General features: G+C 66.2%; 20 protein-coding genes. 14 read left to right on the top strand and 6 right to left on the bottom strand.

What is annotated here, in order from left to right; genetic code table 11:
- Positions 1-27: 27 nt before the first annotated feature.
- On the bottom strand, positions 28-480 hold the full coding sequence (gene aroQ / locus ACTX90_RS13200; RefSeq protein ID WP_443442214.1) for a type II 3-dehydroquinate dehydratase: 453 nt from the start codon (positions 478-480) through the stop codon (positions 28-30).
- Between the two features lie 168 nt (positions 481-648).
- On the opposite strand from aroQ, the gene ACTX90_RS13195 reads away from it, so the two are divergent.
- Positions 649-1,287: a hypothetical protein gene (locus ACTX90_RS13195; protein WP_443442213.1), complete on the top strand. Its 639-nt coding sequence runs from the start codon at positions 649-651 to the stop codon at positions 1,285-1,287.
- 97 nt (positions 1,288-1,384) lie between these two features.
- Here the strand turns inward: ACTX90_RS13195 and acs are convergent, their stop codons facing one another.
- A complete protein-coding gene (gene acs, locus ACTX90_RS13190; RefSeq protein WP_113607484.1) occupies positions 1,385-3,361 on the bottom strand; it encodes an acetate--CoA ligase in 1,977 nt (658 codons plus the stop codon).
- A gap of 281 nt (positions 3,362-3,642) precedes the next feature.
- Here acs and nth point away from each other — a divergent pair, with 281 nt between their 5' ends.
- Positions 3,643-4,380: an endonuclease III gene (gene nth / locus ACTX90_RS13185; protein WP_237562450.1), complete on the top strand. Its 738-nt coding sequence runs from the start codon at positions 3,643-3,645 to the stop codon at positions 4,378-4,380.
- Positions 4,377-5,054 (top strand): NUDIX hydrolase, encoded by a 678-nt coding sequence (locus ACTX90_RS13180; RefSeq protein ID WP_443442212.1) that lies wholly within the window; start codon positions 4,377-4,379, stop codon positions 5,052-5,054. The genes nth and ACTX90_RS13180 overlap by 4 nt, the downstream gene beginning before the upstream one ends.
- A gap of 25 nt (positions 5,055-5,079) precedes the next feature.
- Here the strand turns inward: ACTX90_RS13180 and ACTX90_RS13175 are convergent, their stop codons facing one another.
- On the bottom strand, positions 5,080-6,744 hold the full coding sequence (locus tag ACTX90_RS13175; RefSeq protein ID WP_424678151.1) for a bifunctional 3'-5' exonuclease/DNA polymerase: 1,665 nt from the start codon (positions 6,742-6,744) through the stop codon (positions 5,080-5,082).
- An 87-nt stretch (positions 6,745-6,831) separates the two neighbouring features.
- Here ACTX90_RS13175 and ACTX90_RS13170 point away from each other — a divergent pair, with 87 nt between their 5' ends.
- From ACTX90_RS13170 to ACTX90_RS13140, 7 genes are all read left to right on the top strand, one after another.
- Complete coding sequence (locus ACTX90_RS13170) at positions 6,832-7,971, top strand: CpaE-like family protein (RefSeq protein WP_424678150.1); 1,140 nt, start codon at positions 6,832-6,834, stop codon at positions 7,969-7,971.
- Positions 7,968-9,209 carry a TadA family conjugal transfer-associated ATPase gene (locus ACTX90_RS13165; protein WP_443442211.1) on the top strand — a complete coding sequence of 414 codons (1,242 nt, stop codon included), beginning with the start codon at positions 7,968-7,970 and terminating at the stop codon, positions 9,207-9,209. The genes ACTX90_RS13170 and ACTX90_RS13165 overlap by 4 nt, the downstream gene beginning before the upstream one ends.
- Positions 9,209-9,898: a type II secretion system F family protein gene (locus ACTX90_RS13160; RefSeq protein ID WP_443442210.1), complete on the top strand. Its 690-nt coding sequence runs from the start codon at positions 9,209-9,211 to the stop codon at positions 9,896-9,898. Before ACTX90_RS13165 ends, ACTX90_RS13160 begins: the two co-directional genes overlap by 1 nt.
- Positions 9,832-10,443 (top strand): type II secretion system F family protein, encoded by a 612-nt coding sequence (locus ACTX90_RS13155; protein ID WP_443444058.1) that lies wholly within the window; start codon positions 9,832-9,834, stop codon positions 10,441-10,443. Before ACTX90_RS13160 ends, ACTX90_RS13155 begins: the two co-directional genes overlap by 67 nt.
- A gap of 126 nt (positions 10,444-10,569) precedes the next feature.
- Positions 10,570-10,752 carry a DUF4244 domain-containing protein gene (locus ACTX90_RS13150; protein ID WP_047119835.1) on the top strand — a complete coding sequence of 61 codons (183 nt, stop codon included), beginning with the start codon at positions 10,570-10,572 and terminating at the stop codon, positions 10,750-10,752.
- Between the two features lie 2 nt (positions 10,753-10,754).
- The gene (locus ACTX90_RS13145) at positions 10,755-11,093 is read left to right on the top strand and encodes a TadE family type IV pilus minor pilin (RefSeq protein ID WP_047119834.1); all 339 of its coding nucleotides are present in this window, start codon (positions 10,755-10,757) and stop codon (positions 11,091-11,093) included.
- Positions 11,090-11,476, top strand: a complete 387-nt coding sequence (locus tag ACTX90_RS13140) for an Rv3654c family TadE-like protein (protein WP_047119833.1) — start codon at positions 11,090-11,092, stop codon at positions 11,474-11,476. Before ACTX90_RS13145 ends, ACTX90_RS13140 begins: the two co-directional genes overlap by 4 nt.
- A 9-nt stretch (positions 11,477-11,485) precedes the next feature.
- Here ACTX90_RS13140 and sftH read toward each other — a convergent pair whose 3' ends face one another.
- Together sftH and ACTX90_RS13130 are read right to left on the bottom strand one after the other, a co-directional pair.
- Complete coding sequence (gene sftH / locus ACTX90_RS13135) at positions 11,486-13,816, bottom strand: DEAD/DEAH box helicase (RefSeq protein ID WP_047119832.1); 2,331 nt, start codon at positions 13,814-13,816, stop codon at positions 11,486-11,488.
- Positions 13,817-13,935: 119 nt separating this feature from the next.
- On the bottom strand, positions 13,936-14,592 hold the full coding sequence (locus ACTX90_RS13130) for a GNAT family N-acetyltransferase (RefSeq protein WP_047119831.1): 657 nt from the start codon (positions 14,590-14,592) through the stop codon (positions 13,936-13,938).
- Positions 14,593-14,755: 163 nt separating this feature from the next.
- On the opposite strand from ACTX90_RS13130, the gene trhO reads away from it, so the two are divergent.
- Entirely contained in the window at positions 14,756-15,655 is a 900-nt protein-coding gene (trhO, locus tag ACTX90_RS13125; protein WP_047119830.1) for an oxygen-dependent tRNA uridine(34) hydroxylase TrhO, read from the top strand.
- Between the two features lie 91 nt (positions 15,656-15,746).
- Here the strand turns inward: trhO and ACTX90_RS13120 are convergent, their stop codons facing one another.
- Positions 15,747-16,334, bottom strand: coding sequence for a hypothetical protein (locus ACTX90_RS13120; RefSeq protein WP_053798597.1), 588 nt, complete (start codon positions 16,332-16,334; stop codon positions 15,747-15,749).
- Positions 16,335-16,408: 74 nt separating this feature from the next.
- Between ACTX90_RS13120 and ACTX90_RS13115 the strand changes: the two genes are divergently transcribed.
- The 3 genes from ACTX90_RS13115 (at position 16,409) to topA (ending at position 21,614) form a co-directional block, all read left to right on the top strand.
- Positions 16,409-17,998 carry a DUF7059 domain-containing protein gene (locus tag ACTX90_RS13115; protein ID WP_053798596.1) on the top strand — a complete coding sequence of 530 codons (1,590 nt, stop codon included), beginning with the start codon at positions 16,409-16,411 and terminating at the stop codon, positions 17,996-17,998.
- 23 nt (positions 17,999-18,021) lie between these two features.
- Positions 18,022-18,672, top strand: a complete 651-nt coding sequence (locus tag ACTX90_RS13110; protein ID WP_052772456.1) for an ArsR/SmtB family transcription factor — start codon at positions 18,022-18,024, stop codon at positions 18,670-18,672.
- 152 nt (positions 18,673-18,824) lie between these two features.
- Positions 18,825-21,614, top strand: coding sequence for a type I DNA topoisomerase (gene topA, locus ACTX90_RS13105; protein WP_047119826.1), 2,790 nt, complete (start codon positions 18,825-18,827; stop codon positions 21,612-21,614).
- Positions 21,615-21,621 lie beyond the last annotated feature (7 nt).

Here is a 21,621-nt window from a genome sequence, read left to right as displayed (position 1 = left end):
CGGCAACCGCCCACGGGCCCTGCCGCGCTACTTGCCCAGCAGGTGGGCCATCTGCTCCACGGCCAGGCGGTAGCCGTTGACCCCGGCGCCGATGATGATGGAGCTGGCCACGGGGGAGATGTACGAGTGGTGGCGGAACGCCTCTCGCTTGTGCACGTTCGAGATATGCACCTCGATGGCAGGCAGTTCCACGCCGCTGATGGCATCAGCCAGCGCAATCGAGGTATGGGTGAAGGCCCCTGGGTTGATCACGATTCCCGCAGCGGTGGTGCGCGCCTCGTGTATGGCGTCCAGCAGCACGCCCTCGTGGTTTGACTGCACCGCGGTGAGCTCGAAGCCCAGGGACTGCGCCGTGCTGCGGGCCAGGGCCTCGACATAGGCCAGCGTCTCGCGGCCGTAGATCTCGGGTTCGCGGGTGCCCAGCAGATTCAGATTGGGTCCGTTGAGCAGCAGGATGGTGCGTGAGGCGTTTTCAGTCATGAAGTCAATCTAGTACAGCCACGCACTCCGTCGACGTTCCATGACGAACTAATCCCTAGGCGAAGAACCCGTCGCCTCCCTGCCGTCACCTGGCCGTTCGGAATACCGGAACCTGTTTCCACTGGGTATATTCGATGGAGGAAAACAGGGAATCACCGGGAGGTTCGTGTGAACAGGAACGCCAAGCGCATTGTCGGCAACATTTCGGTCGGCGCGTTCCTGGCCGGGGTTGTCGCGATTCTGGCGGTGAACCACGTCGACCCTGACTTCCTGACAAATGATGCGGAGCTCACCGCCGAAGCCAACGCCGGCACCCCGATCGTCCAGGGCCCCATCGTGCCCCTGGAACTCCCCACCGCCAAGGCGACCACTCCGGCGCAGGTCGAGAACGCACGCCAGATCGCTCTGGACATGGGGCGCTCGGAAGCGACCTGGGACAAGAACTGCGTCGCCTGGAATCCCGCCGAGTCCGGGGGAGCGCGGCAGCAGTGGGCCAATCGGGTGGCCGCGTCGCGGCTGGAGTCCGCGGGGGCAGGGTGCCCCGATGCCATGACCTGGCCGTATTACTATGTTGAATCATTCGACTCGACCGCGCCCGGGCAGCTGCGCATCACCATGGAGCAGGCAGTGGCCTTGGACCCGCAGATCTTCACCGACGCACCCGGAGACCTCGAATTCATCGCCGAGGAAGTCATCGACGCGACGCACCAGAAGTTCACTGACCTGGAGACGGTCCACGTGGTGGTCGAGGGCCACAGCTCCACGTCCTCGGTCGGTGTCGCTGGACGCCTAGAGTCCGCGCGCTAGAGCCTGCTGACGCCGGGCACGACACAGGCCGCCGCCCGGATGAGCTCCTCCTACTGGGAAGCACGACCGGACGGCGGCCTGGTGCGCTGCGTGGCGGCTACTTCTTCATCGACTGCGCGATCTGTGACATGACGGTGTTGTCTGCCAGCGTGGTGGCGTCGCCGACCTCGCGGCCCTCGGCCACGTCCTTGAGCAGGCGGCGCATGATCTTGCCCGAGCGGGTCTTCGGCAGCTCGGGGACCACCAGCACGTGCTTCGGCTTGGCGATCGGCCCGATGTCCTTGCCTACGTGGTTGCGCAGGGTCGCCACGACATCCTCGCCCTCGGCCGGTTCGGCCTGCAGGATCACGAACGCGACAACTGCCTCGCCGGTGGTCTCGTCCTTCGCACCGACCACGGCGGCCTCGGCCACGTACGGGTGGGCGACCAGGGAGGACTCGATCTCGGTGGTGGACAGGCGGTGCCCCGAGACGTTCATGACGTCGTCCACGCGGCCCAGCAGCCAGATATCCCCATCGTCGTCCTTCTTCGCGCCGTCGCCGGCGAAGTACATGTTCTCGAAGCGGGACCAGTAGGTGTCCTTGTAGCGGTCCATGTCGCCCCAGATGCCGCGCAGCATCGCAGGCCACGGGTCGCGGATGACCAGGAAGCCGCCCTCGCCGTCGGCGACCGAGTTGCCGGCCTCGTCGACCACGTCGATGCTGATGCCCGGCACGGCGACCTGAGCGGAGCCCGGCTTGGTCTTGGTGACGCCCGGCAATGGCGCGATCATGTGGGCGCCGGTTTCGGTCTGCCACCAGGTGTCGACGATCGGGGTCGGGTTGTCCTTCTTCTCGCCGTTGGCGCCGTTGTTGGAGCCGATGACCTCGCGGTACCACATCCAGGCTTCCGGGTTAATCGGTTCGCCCACGGAGCCGAGCACACGCAGGGAGGACAGGTCGTAGCCGTCCGGGATCTGCCGTCCCCACTTCATGAAGGTGCGGATGGCGGTCGGGGCGGTGTACAGGATGCTCACGCCGTACTTCTGCACGATCTCCCACCAGCGGCCCTGGTGCGGGGTGTCCGGGGTGCCTTCGTAGATGACCTGGGTGCCGCCGTTGACCAGCGGCGCGTAGGTGACGTAGGAGTGGCCGGTGACCCAGCCGATGTCGGCGGTGCACCAGTAGACGTCCGACTCCGGATGCAGGTCGAAGGTGTCGCGGTGGGTGACGGCGGTCTGGGTGAGGAAGCCGCCGGTGGTGTGCACGATGCCCTTGGGCTTGCCGGTGGTGCCGGAGGTGTACAGCACGAACAGCGGGTGCTCGGAATCGTGGCCCACGGCGGTGTGCTCGGTGCTGGCAGAATCCACCACATCGTGCCACCACGAATCCAGCGGGCCGAACTCGGTGGGCTCGCCGTTGCGCTTGACGACCACAACGTTCTGCACGGTGTGGCCAGGGGCGGACAGCGCCTCGTCGACCGCTGGCTTCAGCGGGCTCGGCTTGCCGCGGCGCCAGGTGCCGTCGGCGGTGACCACGAGCTTGGCGTCCGCGTCGTCGATGCGGCTGCGCAGCGCGTCGGCGGAGAAGCCGCCGAAGACCACCGAGTGGATGGCGCCGATGCGGGCGCAGGCCAGCATGGTGATGACCGCTTCCGGGATCATCGGCAGGTAGACGGCCACGCGGTCGCCCTTTTCGATGCCCAGGGACTCGAAGGCGTTCGCGGCCTTCTTGACCTCGTCGGTCAGCTGTGCGTAGGTGTAGGTGCGGGTGTCGCCCGGCTCGCCCTCGAAGTAGATGGCCACGCGGTCGCCCAGGCCGTTCTCGACGTGGCGGTCCAGCGCGTTGTAGGCCGCGTTGACCTTGCCGCCGACAAACCACTTGGCGACCGGCGCTTCGGACCAGTCCAGGGTTTCGGTGAAGTCCGTGTCCCAGGTGAGGACCTGCCGCGCCTGGTCGGCCCAGTAGCCCAACCGGTCGGCCGCCGCCGCGTCATAGCGGGCCTGGGTGGCAACGGCGTTGTCGCTGAATTCCTTGCTCGGTGCGAATGACCGGGTTTCGTTCGACAGGTTATCCAAGGTCTTGGACTCGCTCACGGTAGGTTGGTCCTTCCAGTTAGACACGTTTAACTCTGTGATCAAAGTTACACGCTCCGAGGCCCTTACGTGTGGTTTGTGTCACGGATTGGCGCGGGAGTGGGTGAATTCTGCGCCAAGCGGTCGAGGCGCGCGCTGAACTGCATGCCAGCCGTTGCGCGAATGCGCCGCAGAACCGGGATTGGATTAGTGAAAACCGCTGCGGTCCGTGGCAGTATCGAAGCGTGGCTGTGAATGTGAAAATTGAAACGGAGCTGGGGCTCAAGCGCCGGGCACGCAAGATGAACCGTCTGCTGGCAGAGGCCTACCCCTATGCGGTGCCGGAACTGGATTTCGAGAATCCCTTCGAACTGCTCGTCGCGACGGTGCTCTCCGCACAGACCACCGATGTCCGCGTCAACGCGATCACCCCCGCGTTGTTCGCCCGCTTCCCGGACGCCCACGCCATGAGCCAGGCCGACCGCGGCGAACTGGAGGAACTGATCCGGGCCACCGGCTTCTTCCGCGCCAAAACCGAATCGCTGCTCGGGCTCTCAGCCGCCCTGGTCGAGCGCTTCGACGGCGAGGTCCCGCCCAAGCTCGACGAGCTGGTCAAGCTGCCGGGCGTGGGGCGCAAGACCGCCAATGTGGTGCTGGGCAATGCCTTCGGCGTTCCGGGCATTACCGTGGACACGCACTTCGGACGCCTGGCCAACCGCTTCGGGTGGACCGATGAGACCGACCCGGTGAAGGTCGAGCACGCCGTCGGCAAGCTGTTCGAGAAGCGCGACTGGACCATGCTCAGCCACCGTGTGGTGTTCCACGGCCGCCGGGTCTGCCACTCCCGCAAACCCGCGTGCGGAGCCTGCGTGCTGGCCAAGCTGTGCCCTTCCTACGGCATCGGCGAGGAAATACCGGCCAAGGCAAAAGCGTTGCTTAAGTACGAACTCGCTCCGGGGCGTGAAGAGCTGCTGGACAAGATGCTCGCCGGAGCCACCCGCCGTGAACTGCGGGCCGAGGGATTTGGATTGGACGCATGAGCGCACTGAAGGACTTGAAGCAGGTTGTCGCCGAGCATTCGCACACGGTGGGTGCGAGGCAAAAACTCCCGGATTCCTGGGCATTCAAGCAGCTTGACGCCAACAGCGTGCGCCGCGCCGCGATCCTGATGCTATTCGGCTCGGCCGACGGCCGGGGACTGACCCAGAACGCGGATCCCGCCGACTTGGACCTCCTGTTCGTCGAGCGCGCCGAGACCCTGCGCTCCCATGCCGGGCAGATTTCATTCCCCGGCGGCGGGATCGATCCCGAGGACGCCTCGGAAACCGACGCCGCGCTGCGCGAAGCCTGGGAGGAAACCGGCGTGCAGACCTCGGGCATCGAGGTGCTGGGTCAGCTGGCAGCGACCGAGCTGCCGGTCTCCAACTTCATCGTCACCCCGGTGCTTGGATGGTGGCACACCGAATCCGCGGTGTTCCCCGTCGATCCCGGCGAGAGCGCGGGAGTCTTCCGCGCACCCGTCGCCCACCTGCTGGACCCGCGCAACCGGGTGCTGGGCGTGGTGCAGCGCGGAGGGCGCAAGTTCAGTGCTCCCGCCTTCGAATACGAAGGCCGGGTGATCTGGGGCTTCACCGCGATGGTGGCGGACAAGCTGTTCAACGAGCTGGGCTGGACCAGGCCGTGGTCGCCCAAGCGCGAAATCCGCATGCTCTAGGCAGGCCTGCCAAACCTGCTTCCTGCTATTTCGCCTCGGCGTAGTTCTGGGTGATCGCCACGCTGACCGGGAAGCTCACCGACTGCTCCCCGAACAGCGTGCGCCCGGCGAGCGCCGCCGCATGCCTGATGATCTCGGCCAGCTGCGGAGCCAGCCCGGTGGGGCATTCGAAGACGATTTCGTCGTGGACGAAGAAGACCTGGCGGCACTCTTGGCTCCAGCCGGCCTGGTGGATCAGATGGCGGGCGTGGCCCATCCAGATCAAGGCCCATTCGGCGGCGGTCGACTGCACCACGAAATTGCGGGTGAACCGGCCGCGGGAACGGGCCGCCAAGTCGGCGGCGCGCTGGGAGGCTTCGTCGCGGGTGCCGCGCTGCGCCTGCATCCAGCGTTCATCCGCCGGCGGGCACCCGCGGCCCAGGTAGCTGCTCACCCCGTCGCCGCGTTCGCCGGCGCGGGCTGCCGAATCGACGAAATCCATGGCTGCGGGGAAGTTCTTCTTCAACGCGGCCCCCACGGCCTGCGCGCCCCCGGAAGTGCCGCCGTAGATGACCGACAGCATGCCCAGCTTGGCTTCGTTGCGGTCCTTGACCAACCCTGCGTCGATGAGCCACTGGTAGAGGTCGTCCTGCAGACCCGCCTGCTGGAGATTGAGGTCCCGGGACATGGCGGCGAGGATCCGCGGTTCCAGTTGGCGCCCGTCTGCCACCACGAAGGTCCGGCCTTCCGGGGTCCGCACGACCTGGCGGATGGAATGCGGCAGCTGCAGCGCCCCGCCACCCGAGGCTGCCCAACGTCCGGAGGCGACGGTGCCCAGGACATAGTGGGGATGGAATCGTCCGTGGGCGACCCACGCGTCCAGCCAGGCATCCCCGTGGGTGCTGGCAAGCCGCGACAGCTTCTTGTATTCGAGCACCTGGGTGATGGCGGGGTGCGTGATCTGCTCCAGTTCCCAGGCCCTGACCGACTGCACCGCGAATCCCGCCCGGTGCAGGGCGCGCAGCAGCTCCTGCGGGGAGTCGGGGTTCAGCCCCGGGGACTGCAGGTTCTGACCCAGCTGCTGGGCCAGGGCGGCGAGCTTCGGCGGGCGCACGGAGTCCGGGACGCGCTCGCCGAGCATCCGGCGCAGCAGTTGCCGGTGCCCGTGCTCGTCCCAGGACAGCCCCGCGCTCTCCATCTCCGCGGCGATCAGCGCACCCACGGATTCGGCATGGATCAGCAGCTGCAGCCGCTTGAAGGCCGCGGGGTCCGAGGGCATGGCCTGCAGCTGGGCGGCGAACATGTTCACCAGTTCCTGCAGTGACTCCCCGCTGACCGGGGCGGAGAACAACGCGCCTTGGTCTCCCGTGTCCCGGGACGAGGGCGGGTTCTCCAGATCAATATCCGGAAGCCGCACCGCGGCCAGCGGGCTGCGGTGCAGGATGCGCTGGGCCAGCGAGAGCACATGCGCCTTGGCGAGGTGGACATCTACGGAGGTCAGCAGCTCCAGCCACGGGGAGGTGCGCAGCATCACCCAGCGCGGGGAGCGCGACTGCTCGATCTCGCCGACGACCTGGCAGAGCTCTTCCCGTGAGGCAGTCCGGGCCGGGGTGAGCGGTTCGCCGCTGGCGGCATCGCGTAGCTGCAGCAGGGCGAATCCCTCGGGATCCGCTGCGAGAAAGGCCAGAACGCCAGATTGTCCACGGGGCATGCTTCCATTGTGCCGTGGCCAGGGGCGATATCCCCAGTTCGCGGGCGCCGGAAACCGACCGGAACCGGGGGATGGCAACTTCGACCCATGAACTGGTTACCCTTTCGCCCGCACAACCCCGGGCCCGGAGTCGATTCTCGGTTCGTCCCGCTGTCCTTGGACTCCGCGCTCCGGGAGGCGCCGCCGCTCCGCGTCCAGCCCCGGGAAGTCCAACGGGCCGAGCCCGGGGGACCTGCCTGCGTGCTGGTGAGCGACGACGAAAACCTGGTGGCGCAGTGCGCGTTGATTTCCCTGGGCGCCGCGGTCCGGATTTCCCGGTGTTCCAGCTCCTCGCCGATGATCCATGACGCCGAGGGGCCGGTGCTGTGGGGCGCGGATGCGCTAGGCGAGGCCTTGGCCGGCTCCGCCCGGTGCGATGTGCTGGTGGGGCACGACGAGCAAGCGCAGACCCTGTGGGAAGCGGCCAGCCGGCTGCCCCTGTCGAGGGTTGCGATCCTTCCCGGCGCGAGCCAATGGCTGGGCGAGTACCTGGGGCTGTGGTACATGAGATCGGGGCATGGGCATACCGTGGCCTTGGGCTCACGGGCCGGAGGGGTGGGCACCAGCACCCTTGCGGTGTTGCTCGCCCACGCCGGAACGCTGAGCGGTCTGCACAGCCTCGTGGTGGACCTGGATCCCCACTCCTGCGGGTTGTGGCCGCGGATTTGCGCCAGGCCTCCCACCGGCATCGGATGGGACGAATTGGCGGGCTCGGGCGGGGCGCTGGCCTCGCACCAGTTGGTCGAGACGCTTCCGACGGTGCGGGGGACTGCGGTGCTCACCTGGTCTGGAACTCCACCTCGTGCAGCGGTGGACGGAGCATTGACAGCCAGGCTGTTGACGGCTGCGCGGCAGGGATTCGACCTGCTGGTACTGGATACCGGGCGAACACCGCATCCGGGGTCGGAGGCGATAGGCCATTTCACCGACCGGCAGATCACGGTGTGCGATGCCTCGAGCATTCCGCCGCGCGGGGACTACGTGCTGCGCGCGGATCACGGAATGCCGACGGCGGCAATGGAGAGCCGCTCCCTGCTGGGCAAGCTGTCCCATACGCCCTCGATAGAACGGGCCGTCGACCGCGGCGACCTGCTCGATGCCCTGAGATCCCGAAGACTCAGGCAGCAGCTGGCGGACCTGCGCCTGCTCCCGGTGGCAGAGGACGCGGGATCGCGGGGCGCACCATGAGCCCCGGGCGCCATTCGCCATCAGCGCAGAAATTCGCCGGCACGCACGAACTGGATTCGCGCATCCTGCAATCGGTCCGGGACCGCGCCCTGGCCAGCGGGGGAGAACTCGACGCCATCTCCCTGGCGAGCGCCGTCCACGAGTCGGGAGCCGCCCTCGGCTCGCGCGGCGCGACCGAATCGCTGAAGGCCTTGCAGGACGAAGTCGCCGGTCTGTCGATCCTTGAGCGTTTCGCCCAGGGACCCGGGATCACGGATGTGCTTGTGGACGGCCAAGGCCAGGTGTGGACCGATTCGCCCCGCGGACTGGAACTCACGGGGTTCCGCTTTTCTTCACCTGAACAGGTGCGCTCACTGGCCGTGCATCTGGCGACCCTGGCAGGACGGCGATTGGACGCTTCCAGCCCTTTCATGGACATGAGCGTCAAGAACTACCGGGTGCACGCGGTGCTCCCGCCCATTGCCACCGAAGGACCGCTGATTTCCATCCGCGTGAAAACCGAACAGCTGCTCTCCCTGGAGACCGTCCTCGCCCAAGCACCGGAATTCTGGCACACGGTGCTGCGCGAAGTGATGGGACGCCAGTTGAATTTCCTGGTGACCGGCGGCACCGGCAGCGGTAAAACGACCCTGCTCCAGGCCATGCTGGCACAGGCCAGCGGCAAGCAACGACTGGTGATCATCGAGGACTCCCATGAGCTCAACGTCGACCACCGCCACGTAGTGAGCCTGCAGACACGCACCGCGAACGTTGAATCCGCAGGCCAGATAGAGCTCAAGGACCTGGTCGCCCAAGCACTGCGCATGAGACCCGACCGGCTGGTCGTAGGCGAGTGCCGCGGGGCGGAGATCCGGGATTTCCTTGCGGCCATGAACACCGGCCACCAGGGAGCAGCCGGCACTCTGCACGCCAATAACCCAGAATCCGTCCCGGCCCGCCTGGCCGCATTGGGCGCCCTGGCCGGGTGGGGCCTGCAAGCCACCTCGCTGCAGGCAGCCAGCGCCTTTGACCTGATCATCCATATGCGTCGGCAGCCCTCCGGGGTGCGCTCGCCGGTGGCGTTGGGAAGCCTGTCCACCGATTCGAACGACTGCTTGGACGTGCGCATGCTGATCGACACGGGAACACCGAACTGCCCGGATGCCGGTAGCCTGAGACTGCTGCACGAGAAACTCGGTGCGCAGGCCTCTGCCGAGGTCGCCCAGTGGCATGCCAACCGTGCACGGCAGGGGGAGTGATGACTGCGGTACTCCTATTGCTGCTCGCCGGGTGGTGGCTGTGGCACCCTGGGCGGCAGTTGTCCGGCGGGACAAGGCAAATCAGCATCCTGGGCAGCGGAAAATTTCCTGCCCCACGAGCCGGCGCACAGCAGCAGGCACTGGCCCTGGACGCCCAGATCATTCGCGAGCTGGCCGCGCTGATGCGCAGCGGCTTGATGTTCCCGCAGGCCATCGAAGCCCTATTGCAGGTACGTACCGAACAAAGCCCGGTACTGGCCGCCTTGCGCCGGCTGAAAGCCCAGGCCGCGTTCCGTGGCGAGCAGGCCGAAGCAATGGAGCACACCGGGGAACACGAGGACGGTGGGCCGGTCCAAAGGCTTTCCTGGTGCCTGGATCTTTCATCGCAGACCGGCGCCCCGCTGGCCGGGGTGCTGGACCAGCTGGCCGAGGACCTGGAAGCGGAATTGCTCGCCCGGCAGTCGTTCGACGCCGCCATGGCAGGTCCCAGGGCGACCACACGGCTGTTGACCTGGTTGCCGGTGGTGGGGCTCGGTGCGGGGTTCATCCTCGGCATCGACGTCGGAACCACCTTGCTGACCTCATGGCCCGCGCAGCTGAGCCTCGCCGTGGGAGCAGGGCTGTGGGCGCTGAACAGGATCTGGTGCCGGCGGCTGCTCGGGGCAACAACTGCGCAGGCCCTGCAATGACTGCGGTGGCGTTGCTCTGCCTGGTGTCCGCAGTCCTGCTGTGGAATCCCCGCAGGCCTGCGTGGACCCGCGAACGGGGGGTCAATCCGCCGGCCGCCCGGGTCCGGGACAAGTCTTCGGTGCAAGGAAGTGAACCCATTGACCTGGTCTTGGACCTCGGGGCCAGCCTCATGGATTCCGGGCTGCCCATGACCACGCTGCTTGAATCGATGGGGCGCTGCATTCCGCAGTGCTCGGCATTGCGGACCGTGGCCCGATGCCTGGAAATGAACATGGAGTGGGACAAAGCCTGGGAACCCGCCCCGGCGTGGCTCGCCCCGCTGCAACGGTCCCTTGGCTTTGCCCAGGCTACCGGAGCGCCGGCGTCCGCGCTGCTGAGGAATACCGCCCAGCTGCAACGCCGGCAACGCGTCCAGCACGTCGCCCGCTGCGGTGCGCAGTTCGCCACCAAACTGGTGCTGCCGCTGGGAGCCTGCGCCCTTCCTGCCTTCATCGCCCTGGGCGTGGTGCCGCTGATCATCGCGTTGTTCCCGCACTTCGGCTGACCCCGGCGGGTTATGCCCACCTTGCAGCCAATCCCAACCGCGGTAGCGGAAGCAGTGCGAGCCTGAAAACACCATCGCCTCCCCACCCGGGAAGGAAACGATGCCACCCGAGCGAAAGGAACGGACATGACTACCACCCTGAACAGGCTGCGCGAACGGCTCGACGAGGAACAAGGCTCTACCACCGCGGAATTCGCCATGGTCACCCTCGCGGCCGTGGCCTTCGCCGGCCTGCTGATCAGCATCCTGTCCAGCGGCGACGTGCGGGGCATGCTGATGGGCCTCATCAGCAAGGCCTTGAGCCTGTAACCATGGACCGCATGGATGACCGCGGCAGCAGCACGGCGGAATTCGCCGTGCTGCTGCCGGCCATCGCGCTCATGCTGTCGCTGCTGCTGTGCCTCGGGGTCCTGGGGATGCGGCAGATCCAGGTCCAGCAGGCGGCCGGGGCGATGGCCAGGGAGCTGGCCCGTGGCGATGACACCGGCGCGGCCCGGGCGCGGGGCATTCAGTTGGCCGGGACCTCGGCCCGCTACACGGTCGGCAACGGGGGAGGATACGCCACGGTCACGGTGGCCAAATCGGTAGACCTGCCGGTGGTGGGAGCGGTCGAGGTCCGAGGCACCGCACGCGTGGCGAACGAAAAATGAGCTGCGCGGAATTCAGCTCGCAACGGGGGAGCAGCACCGTCGCGGCCACGGCACTGGTGATCGCCGCACTGCTGCTCGCCGCGGGCATTCTCGCCTGGTCCGCGGTGACCCGAGCGGCGATGCAGGCCGCCTCAGCGGCGGACCTCGCCGCCTTGGCTGCGGCTGATACGGCCCGGGGACTGCGCGCGGGGGATCCGTGCCCCGCCGCCGGGCTGCTGGCCTCGGCCAACGAGGCACGGCTGGAATCCTGCGTCATCGAGGCGGACGGAACCACAGTCCGCGTGCAGGTCTCGGTGGCGATCACGTTTTCCGCGCTGGGAATCGAGTTCCCGGCGGCCTCCGCCCAAGCCCGGGCGGGCGCTCCGCCGCTGACCCAGCACTAGCTGAACCAGTTAGAAATGGTGCCGCGGCTGGACATCCTCCAGCACGGCACTGAGCAGCAGCACCGCCCCGGCCTTGTCCAGCGGATTGTTCCGATTGCCGCATTTGGGAGACTGCACGCAGCTGGGGCAGCCGCTTCGGCACTCGCACGCTTCGATGGCATCCCGGGTGGCCCGCACCCAGGTGGAGAACTTCTCGAAGCCGCGCTCGGCGAATCCGGCCCCTCCCGGCTGCGCGTCATACACGAAAATCGTTGGATGGCCGGTGTCCATGTGCAGCGCGGTGGACACCCCGCCGATATCCCAGCGGTCGCTGGTGGCCACCAGCGGCAGCAACCCGATCATCGCATGCTCGGCCGCGTGCAGCGCGCCGGGGAACTGGTCCACGGTCAGCCCCGCGCGCAGCAGCCGCTGCTCGGTCAAGGTGAACCAGACGGACTTGGTGTGCAGGTCCCGCGCTTCGAGGTCCAGCGGCTCCTCGGAGAGTACCTCGTTGGAGGCGATGGACTTGCGCTGGTACGAGACCACCTGGGTGGTCACGATGACATCGCCGAAGTAGATCTCCAGCTCGCGGTGCGTGCTGGTGCGCTCCTGGGCCTCGATGGCCACCGTGGTCAGGTCGCGGGCGGTGGTGTAGTAGTCGGGGTTCACCCGTGTCACGATCACCACGTGGTTCTGCTCGTCCAGTTCTTCCACGTGGTAGCTGGCGCCCTGGTGCACGTAGATGGCGCCCGGGTGGGCCTGGTAGTGGCTCTGCGGCGAGTCCATGGTCCCCAGCAGCGCGCCGGTCTCGGCATCGATGATGTCCACCGGCCCGCCCCCATCGGCCCGGATGGAGAACATCCCGGCCGCATGCTGGGGATGGGTCCAGAACCATCCGGCAGGCCGCCGCCGCAGATACCCGCGCTGCACCAGGGACTCAAGCAGCGCCTCGGTGTGCGGGCCGAAGATCTCCAGCTCCTCGGGGCGCAGCGGATTCTCCTGGGCTGCCGCGCACAGATGCCCGCTGAGGACATACTTGTTCTGCGGGTCGAAGACGGTAGCTTCCACGCCGAGGTCGAAGATCGCCTCCGGGTGGCTGACCAGGTAGGTGTCCAGCGGGTCCTCGGCGGCCACGAACAGCGCCAAGGCGTCCTGGCCGGAGCGCCCCGCCCGGCCGATCTGCTGGAAGAAGGATGCGCGGGTTCCGGGCCAGCCAGCGACCACCACGGCATCCAGCCCCGAGATATCGATTCCCAATTCCAGCGCTGAGGTGGAGGTGACGCCGAGCAGCTCGCCGGAACGCAGCTTGCGTTCAACCTCGCGCCGCTCTCTTGGCAGATAGCCCGACCGGTAGGCGGCCAGCCTGACGGACAGCTCGGGCGCGAAATTCTCCAAATGCTTGCGCGTGAGGGTGGCGATGGTCTCAGCCCCTCGCCGGGATTTGATGAAGACGATGGTTCGCACGTGGTCCGCCATCAGGTCGGTGAGAATCGACGCGCTCTCGGCGATGGCGGTGCGGCGCAGTGGGGCGCCGTTTTCCCCGGTGCGCTCGGACAGGGGCGGTTCCCACAGCCCGATCACCAGTTCGCCGGAGGCCGAGAAATCGCGCGTCACCGCCGACACCTCGGCTCCGATGAGCCGGCCGAAGGATTCCTCGGGATCGGAGCTGGTGGCCGAGGCACCGATGAACACCGGATGATTGCCGTAGTGCGCGCAGATCCGGCGCAGCCGCCGCATCAGGTTCGCCACATGGGCCCCGAAGACCCCGCGGTAGGAGTGGGCCTCGTCGATGACCACGTACTTCAGCCGCTTGAAGAAACGGGACCAGGCCGGATGGTTCGGCAGGATGCCGCGGTGCAGCATGTCGGGGTTGGTGAAAACGAAGTTCCCGTGCTGCCGCACCCAGGCGCGCGTGCCCTGGTCGGTGTCGCCGTCATAGGCTGCCGCTCGGACTCCGGGGACCTTGAGCGCTTCAACAGACGAGAGCTGGTCGGCGGCCAGGGCCTTGGTAGGGCAGATATACAGCACGGAGGCCTGTGCGCTGGCGTCGTTGGCGGCAGTGTCCTTGGTGCGGAAAAGCGCATCGATGGACGGCATGAGGTAGGCCAGGGATTTGCCCGAAGCGGTTCCGGTGGAGATGATCGTGTGCTTCCCTGCATGGATCAGGTCCGCGGCCTGCACCTGGTGCAGCCATGGTTCATTGATGCCCAGCCCTTGGAACGTCGCTTTAACTTCCTCGGCCAGCCAGCCGGGCCACGGTGCGGTGATCTGGTCCTTGGCCGGGACGCTGCGCCGGTGCATCACGGCTTCCGGATCGTTGCTCCGATCGTAGGGATCAAGCAGGGCGCGCACAGACTTCACGAAACACAGCCTTTCGACGCCGGAACGGTGGGATGCGCCGCGGTGGAGTCCGCGGTGTTAAAAGACTAACGCCGTCGCAGCCGGGAACGGCTGCAACGGCGAGAGCAAAGAATTGTACTTTAGGCTTTGAAGTTGACGACCTTGCCCAGGGAAGTCCATCCCAGGGAGGCGTAGAGCTTCTGGCCGTCCACCGAAGCGATCAGCAGGCCCTCGTCCACGTCGTGCTCCTGGGCCAGCGAGGCCAGTGCACGCATCACCAGGGTGCCAAGACCCTTGCGTCGGAAGTCCGGTCCGGTGATGATGCGGTCGAAAATGGCGTAGCCTTCGACTGCGGAAACGTGGCCGGACGCGGCGACGATTTCCTGGTTGTCCTCGGGGTGCAGGGAGACGTATGCATGGGTGCCGTCGCGCTCGATCTGGAATATGAAGCCTTCGGCAGGCAGCGGGACCTCGACGTCGTGCACTGCCAGCTCCGTGACCATCAATACTTCATCGTCGGCGGCGACCTGCAGGCCAACCTCGGACGCGGTGGCCAGCAGCTGCTCGACGGAATCGTCGAATGCGGTCAAACGGCGGTTCGGGTGCTTCTTCAGGGTTTCGGCGACAGCGGCGAGCTCTTCCTTCGAAGGGCCGTAGATCACGTATTCCCAGTCTTCGGTGGTGTCGTGACGCAACGCTGCATGGACGCGTCCCTCATTACGGGTCTCGTAACCGCGGGCTCCCGCCCAGCCGGCGACCCAGGTGCCAATCAGTTCATCGCTTGCGTTTGATGCCATGTCTTGACCCTACCTTGTCTTTCCTAGGAATTAGCTGACATTGCGCCAATCGTTGCCTAGTTGAAACGAAAGAATCCTCCCGGCCCCCGGAATAGCGCGCCGGAGAATGTGATTTTGCTCGTTCACCCGGCGTTTCATGCCGTTCAACCACTAAACTTGGGGTGTGGCCATTGAACGCATCGTCTTGTATTACGCATTTACTCCGCTCCCCGATCCGGAGGCTGTCCGCCTGTGGCAGCGCTCGCTGCTGGAACGCTGGGGACTGCGCGGACGCATCATCATCTCCAAGGACGGTATTAACGGAACCGTCGGCGGCGAACTTTCAGCCGTCAAGAAGTACGTGAAAGCGACCCGTGAATTGCCTGCCTTCAAGAAGATGGACATTAAGTGGTCCGAGGGCTCCGCGGCGGACTTCCCGCGCATCTCGGTGAAGGTCCGCGACGAGATCGTCACCTTCGGAGCCCCGGGCGAACTCGAGGTCGACGAGAACGGGGTCGTGGGCGGCGGAACGCACCTGCGTCCCGAGGAGCTGCACGAATTGGTGGAGGCCAAGGAGCAGTCGGGTTCCAAGGTGCACTTCTTCGACGGCCGCAACGCCTTCGAAGCCCAGATCGGCAAGTTCAAGGACGCCATCGTCCCCGACGTGGACACCACCCGGGACTTCGTCGCGGAACTGGATTCGGGCAAGTACGACCACCTGAAGGACCAGCCGGTGGTCACCTACTGCACCGGCGGCATCCGCTGCGAGGTGCTCTCCGCACTCATGGTCAAGCGCGGCTTCCAAGAGGTCTACCAGATGCAGGGCGGCATCGTCCGCTACGGCGAGAAGTACGGCGACGCAGGTCTCTGGGAAGGTTCGCTGTATGTCTTCGACAAGCGCATGCACACCGAGTTCACCGAGGATGCGGTGACCATCGGCGAATGCGTGGGCTGCCAGGGTCCGACGAATAAGTTCGAGAACTGTTCGAATCCTTCCTGCCGGAACCTGCGCTTGTTCTGCGAGGACTGCGCCCAGGATGAGAAGCTGCGCACCTGCCCGGACTGCAGCATGGCAGCCGTCTAGGACCCATCGTATTAAATGGCGGCAGGCCACCGGAAAACCGGTGGCCTGCCGCCCTTTTTTCGTGCCCGGAAGGGGACAGGCTTCTTTGAAGCTAGCCCGCGTGGACGCTGGTTTCCGGCCACAGTCCGATCGAGGCGTCCTTGACGTCGGTTTCCTCGGTTTCTTGCTTGTAGACCTTCAAGCCGCGGGCCTCGTAGTTCGGCAGCGCGGCCGGACCGTCCAGCGAGCAGGTGTGCAGCCAGACGCGGCTGACCGGAGGCAGCCCGGGGGTGCGCGAATCCACGGCCCAAGCCTGGCGCAGCACCTCGGTCAGCAGCAGGCCGCCCAAGCCCTGTCCAATGGCCTGCGGGAAGAGCCCGAAATAGAAGACCTCGACTTCGCTGCGTCCGTCGACCACTTCGGTTACCAGCTCCACGTAGCCTTGCGGCGCGCCGCGGCGGTACAGCACCCAGGTTTCCGAACCGTCCTGGCGCAGGACGGCGTCCCATTCTTCGCGGGTCGAATTCAGCCGGTCGGCCCAGTTCAGGTCGCTGCCCACGCTGCGGTAGAGAAACTTTGAATACTCGGGCGAGATGTCCTGCACCAGCTCGATGCGCACATCTTGGGGCGCGGGACGTGAGGAAGGCTTGATTTCCTCGGGGGCGAGCAATTGCAGGTAGGTAATGGTGACGTTGGTCATGACCTATATTTTAGGCAAGCCGGGCGGGGAAATGCTCATCGGATCCTCTGTGCGCACTCGGTAGACTGGTTGGCGTGAATGCCGCCGAATTTTCAGCCCTTGAAGACGCCCCGCAGAGTTCAGATCTGCAGCTGCTCGAACGACTCGCCGAAGACCTGACCGCTATCGGGTTCAGCTACGACGAGGTTTCGCAGATGCTGGGCGAAGAAGCCTCCGCAGCGCTGGCCCGCGACCAGATCCTGCCGGCCCTGCGCGTGATCGAGCGCGACGCCGCCGACACGGAACTGGCGTGCGCCTTCCGGATCTTCCAGCTGGGCCGGACCGAGGAGGCCGCGGCGCTGAACAAGGCGTTCCCGAGCCTGAAGGTCGACGGGCTGCTGAAGCTCGGCCTGATCGAGCCGTGGGCCTCGGGGTACCGGGCCACCGTTGCGCTGACCTTGCATTCCTCGGACGCCGACGGCGAGTTGTGGGTTGCCCATGACCTCGGTGCGCACCAGCGCCCCGGGGTGCTGCGCACCGATCACGTGCTGGGCATCGGGCAGGCCTCGCTGACCCTGGCCCAGATCACCCTGCGCGAAAAGGTCGACCGCGCGCTGGATCTGGGGACCGGCTGCGGCATCCAGCTCTTCCACCTGCTGGGCCACGCCAACCACGTCACCGCCACCGATCTGTCGGCTAGGGCGCTGGCATTCACCCGGTTCAACCTGCTGCTGAACCACAAGGTGCTGAAGCTGGATCCGCGCAATCTCCAGGACCGTGTCAGCCTGCTGCGCGGAAGCCTCTTCGAGCCGGTCGCCGGTCAGAAGTTCGACTTGATCGCCTCCAACCCGCCGTTCGTGATCACCCCGCGCCGCGCCACCGAGCGTGAAAAGGACCGCTTCACCTACCGTGACGGCGGCATGTCAGGGGACCGTCTGGTCAGCACGCTGATCGCCCAGGCGGGGGACTACCTGAACCCGGGCGCATCGATGCAGATGCTCTCGAACTGGGAGATTCATCGTCTGGATGACGATTCGAATGAGCCATGGGACCGCCGGGTCAAGAGCTGGTTCCCCGAGGACCTTGACGTGTGGGTCATCGAGCGCGAGCAGACCACCCCGAGCGTCTACGCCGAAACCTGGCTGCGCGACGCCTCGCAGACCGAGGACAGCTCCTCGTACGCCGCCGCCTACAACGCCTACCTGGATGATTTCGAATCACGCGGGGTCGGGGCCATCGGCTTCGGGCTGGTGTATTTCCGCAAGGCCGCTACCGGCGCGGCAACCCTCCGCCGCTTCGAGCAGATCACCCATCCCATCGAGCAGCCGGTGGCCGGGACGTTGCAGCGCGACATCGCGATGGCCGACGAACTGGCCGCGGCCGGCGAGGCTTTCCGCGACTGGCACCTGCTCGTGGCCGATGACGTCACCGAAGAACGCCACCAGCGTCCGGGGGCCGAGCATCCCGGAGTGATCCTGCTGCGCCAGGGTGCGGGGCTGCGCCGCACCGAGCTGCTGGACACTGCGCAGGCGGGTTTCGCCTCGGCCTGCGACGGCGATTTGTCGGTCGCGCAGCTGGTCAATGCCCTTGATTCGTTGATCGGGGAAGGGGAGGAAGACTTCACCGAACGGCTTTATGAAGCGGTGTCACGACTATTGCGACATGGCTTGCTTCGAAAAATGTGAAACAAGCGCTAAAGTTTTTCGGTATGACAGGGAACACACACCAGGAGCACGCTTTGGCGACGCAGGACGGCAACGGCACCGTGCCGCACGTCGTCTCCATAACCGATCCGCAGGCGATCCGGGCCCTGGCTCACGATGCACGTCTGATCGTGCTTGACGAACTTTTCGCTTCACAGACCACGCGCACCGCCACGGAGCTGGCGTCGCTGTGCGATCTGACACCCAGCGCCATGAGCTACCACCTGCGCGCGCTGGAGAAATACGGCTACGTCATCCGTGCCGCCAGCGAGGGCGACGCCCGGGAGCGCCGCTGGCGCGCCGCGGGCGAGCGCCTGGAGCTGAACACCCAGATCGACTCGGCCAACGCCAAGACCGCCTACCTGAATGTGCAGTTGAACGCATTCAGGACGCGCTTGAATGACGAGGTGCAGCGCCGCGAGGCGGAAGCGAAGGCGGGCATCGCCCCGTCTCCGGACAGGCCGCCCATGCTGACAAGCGGATTGGTCTTCCTTTCCGAGGAAAAACAGCTTCAATTCAACCGCCGCCTGCTGGACCTGGTCTACGAGTATGAAGCCATGGCCACAGCCGAGGAACGCAGCATCGACTCACAGCGTATGTTCTACTTAATCTCGTTGCTTCCCGAGTACCCGAGCGTCGGGGAGGCCAAGTCCTAGAAATATGTCTGGCGCAGGATCTTTTGATTTTCGGTGTAATATCATCGGGAATTGGGCCTGGCACTGCAGGCTCAATGAGTCAAAGCTGCGCTGGCGGCATGAGGGGCACCCCGCAAGGGGCTCCGGCATGCCGCGTTGTCTGAAGGAGAGCCGTGCCCGCCAAGGCCAAGGAAAAGACCGGTAAGAAACTCGTCATCGTCGAGTCTCCTGCCAAGGTGAAGTCGATCGCCAAGTATTTGGGTGAGGGCTTCGATGTGGACGCCTCGGTGGGCCACATCCGTGATCTTCCGCAGCCCTCGGAGCTTCCAACCGAGCTGAAAAAGACCTCGGTCGGCAAGTTCGCCGTGGACCTGGACAACGACTTCGAGCCGTATTATGTCGTCTACCCGGACAAGAAGAAGCGCGTCTCCGAGCTGAAGGCAAAGCTCAAGGAAGCCGACGAACTCTACCTCGCAACCGATGCGGACCGCGAAGGCGAAGCCATCGCGTGGCACCTGCTGCAGGTCCTGAAGCCCAAGGTTCCGGTACGCCGCCTGGCGTTCACCGAAATCACCAAGGAAGGCATCGCCCGCGCACTGGAGAACATGCGCGAGCTGGACACCGACCTGGTCGACGCGCAGGAAACCCGCCGCGTGCTGGACCGCCTCTACGGCTACGAGATCTCCCCGGTGCTCTGGCGCAAGGTCGCCCGCGGCCTGTCCGCCGGCCGTGTGCAGTCCGTGGCCACCCGTCTGGTCGTGGAGCGCGAGCGCGAGCGCATGGCGTTCATCTCCGCCGGCTACTGGGACATCAAGGGCACCTTCGCCACCTCCAACGGCGAATCCTTCGCCGCCAAGCTCTCGGCAGTGGACGGCGCCCGCGTTGCCTCCGGCCGCGACTTCGACGACCGCGGCCAGCTCAAGACCGCCCGCACCAAGCTGGCGCATCTGGACCAGGCCTCGGCCGAGTCCCTGGTGGCGAACCTGGCCAACACCGACTTCGCCGTCACCTCGGTCGAGGACAAGCCGTACACCCGCCGTCCGGCGGCCCCGTTCACCACCTCCACGCTGCAGCAGGAAGCCAGCCGCAAGCTGCGCTGGAGCTCCAAGCTGACCATGCAGATCGCCCAGCGCCTGTATGAAAACGGCTACATCACCTACATGCGTACCGACTCGGTGTTCCTGTCCAACGAGGCAGTCACCGCGGCGCGCAAGCAGGCCACCGAGCTCTACGGCGCGGAATCCGTGCCGGACAAACCGCGTGTCTACAAGGCCAAGTCCGACGCCGCCCAGGAAGCCCACGAAGCCATCCGCCCGGCCGGCGACATGTTCCGCCGCCCGACCGACGTGCGCTCCTCGCTGTCCAAGGACGAATACACCCTCTACGAGCTGATCTGGAAGCGCACCGTCGCCTCCCAGATGGCCGACGCCAAGGGTTTCACCGCCACCATCAAGCTCGCCGGCACCGCCAGCGACTCCCGGGTGGCCGAATTCTCCGCCTCCGGCACCGTGATCACCTTCCGCGGCTTCCTGTCCGCCTACGAAGAGGGCAAGGACCAGGAGCGCTCGGAGAACGCGGAGTCCGAGAACGCCGAAGCCCGCCTGCCGCAGCTGGCTACCGGCCAGCAGCTGGCCGGCGACGAGCTGACCGCGCTGGGCCACGAAACCACCCCGCCGGCCCGCTACACCGAGGCCTCGATCGTGGCCGAGCTGGAAAAGCGCGAGATCGGCCGCCCGTCGACCTACGCGCCGACCATCTCCACCATCATGGACCGCGGCTACGTCACCAAGCGCGGCGGCGCCCTGGTCCCGAGCTGGATCGCGTTCTCCGTGATCCGCCTGCTCGAAGAGCACTTCGCCCAGTACGTTGACTACGACTTCACCGCCCGCCTGGAAGACGACCTGGACGAGATCGCCAAGGGCCAGCGCGCCCGCACCGACTGGCTGAACCTGTTCTACTTCGGCAAGGACAACTCCGAGGGCCTGAAGCACGTGGTGGAGAACCTGGGCGACATCGATGCCCGAGCCATCAACTCCATCAAGATCACCGACGACATCACGCTGCGCGTGGGCAAGTTCGGACCGTACCTTGAACGCGCCCTGCCCGAGGGCGCCGAGGAAGGCACCGAGCCGCAGCGCGCCAACGTGCCCGAAGACCTGGCGCCGGACGAACTGACCGCGGAAAAGGCCGAGGAGCTGTTCGCCAATTCCAAGGTCTCGGAGAAGGAACTGGGTGTGGACCCGGAAACCGGCCGCAAGATCGTGGCCAAGGACGGACGCTACGGCGCCTACGTCACCGAGGTCATCCCGGAGCTGACCGAAGCGGAAATCGCGGCCCTGCCGGTCGAATACTACAAGAACGGCAAGCCCAAGCCCCCGAAGAAGCCGGCCAAGGTCAAGCCGCGCACCGGCAGCCTGTTCAAGTCCATGTCCGTTGAGACCGTGACGTTGGAGGACGCGCTGAAGCTGCTGAGCCTGCCGCGCGTGCTGGGCACCGACGCCGAGGGCGAAGAGATCACCGTGCAGAACGGCCGCTTCGGCCCGTACCTGAAGAAGGGCAGCGACTCGCGCTCCATCGAGAGCGAGGAGCAGATCTTCACCATCACCCTGGACGAGGCCCTGGCCATCTATGCGCAGCCCAAGCAGCGCGGCCGCCGCGCCGCGGTGCCGCCACTGGCGGAATTCGGCGTGGACCCGACCAGCGAGAAGAACATCGTGGTGAAGGACGGCCGCTTCGGCCCGTACATCACCGACGGCGTCACCAACATCACCGTTCCGCGCGGCACGTCTCTGGAGGAGCTGACCCGCGAGCAGGCCATCGAGCTGCTGGCGGATAAGCGCGCCCGCGGCCCGGTGAAGCGCACCGCGGCGAAGAAGGCGCCTGCCAAGAAGGCTCCGGCCAAGAAGCCGGCAGCCAAGAAGGCTCCGGCCAAGAAGCCCGCCGCGAAGAGCACCGAGAAGTAGACCGAGC

The sequence above is a fragment of the Glutamicibacter soli genome (genome assembly GCF_052322135.1).
Taxonomy (GTDB): Bacteria; Actinomycetota; Actinomycetes; order Actinomycetales; family Micrococcaceae; genus Glutamicibacter; species Glutamicibacter soli.
The sequence above is the reverse complement of the archived record's forward strand: the minus strand, read 5'-3'. Positions and strand labels throughout refer to the sequence as shown.

What these genes read in the sequence shown, in the direction of transcription:
- aroQ (WP_443442214.1), bottom strand. Translation starts at nt 480, where the DNA reads ATGACTGAAAACGCCTCACGCACCATCCTGCTGCTCAACGGACCCAAT.
- nth (WP_237562450.1), top strand. Translation starts at nt 3,643, where the DNA reads ATGAACCGTCTGCTGGCAGAGGCCTACCCCTATGCGGTGCCGGAACTG.
- ACTX90_RS13180 (WP_443442212.1), top strand. Translation starts at nt 4,377, where the DNA reads ATGAGCGCACTGAAGGACTTGAAGCAGGTTGTCGCCGAGCATTCGCAC.
- ACTX90_RS13175 (WP_424678151.1), bottom strand. Translation starts at nt 6,744, where the DNA reads ATGCCCCGTGGACAATCTGGCGTTCTGGCCTTTCTCGCAGCGGATCCC.
- ACTX90_RS13170 (WP_424678150.1), top strand. Translation starts at nt 6,832, where the DNA reads ATGAACTGGTTACCCTTTCGCCCGCACAACCCCGGGCCCGGAGTCGAT.
- ACTX90_RS13165 (WP_443442211.1), top strand. Translation starts at nt 7,968, where the DNA reads ATGAGCCCCGGGCGCCATTCGCCATCAGCGCAGAAATTCGCCGGCACG.
- ACTX90_RS13160 (WP_443442210.1), top strand. Translation starts at nt 9,209, where the DNA reads ATGACTGCGGTACTCCTATTGCTGCTCGCCGGGTGGTGGCTGTGGCAC.
- ACTX90_RS13150 (WP_047119835.1), top strand. Translation starts at nt 10,570, where the DNA reads ATGACTACCACCCTGAACAGGCTGCGCGAACGGCTCGACGAGGAACAA.
- ACTX90_RS13145 (WP_047119834.1), top strand. Translation starts at nt 10,755, where the DNA reads ATGGACCGCATGGATGACCGCGGCAGCAGCACGGCGGAATTCGCCGTG.
- ACTX90_RS13140 (WP_047119833.1), top strand. Translation starts at nt 11,090, where the DNA reads ATGAGCTGCGCGGAATTCAGCTCGCAACGGGGGAGCAGCACCGTCGCG.
- ACTX90_RS13130 (WP_047119831.1), bottom strand. Translation starts at nt 14,592, where the DNA reads ATGGCATCAAACGCAAGCGATGAACTGATTGGCACCTGGGTCGCCGGC.
- ACTX90_RS13120 (WP_053798597.1), bottom strand. Translation starts at nt 16,334, where the DNA reads ATGACCAACGTCACCATTACCTACCTGCAATTGCTCGCCCCCGAGGAA.
- ACTX90_RS13110 (WP_052772456.1), top strand. Translation starts at nt 18,022, where the DNA reads ATGACAGGGAACACACACCAGGAGCACGCTTTGGCGACGCAGGACGGC.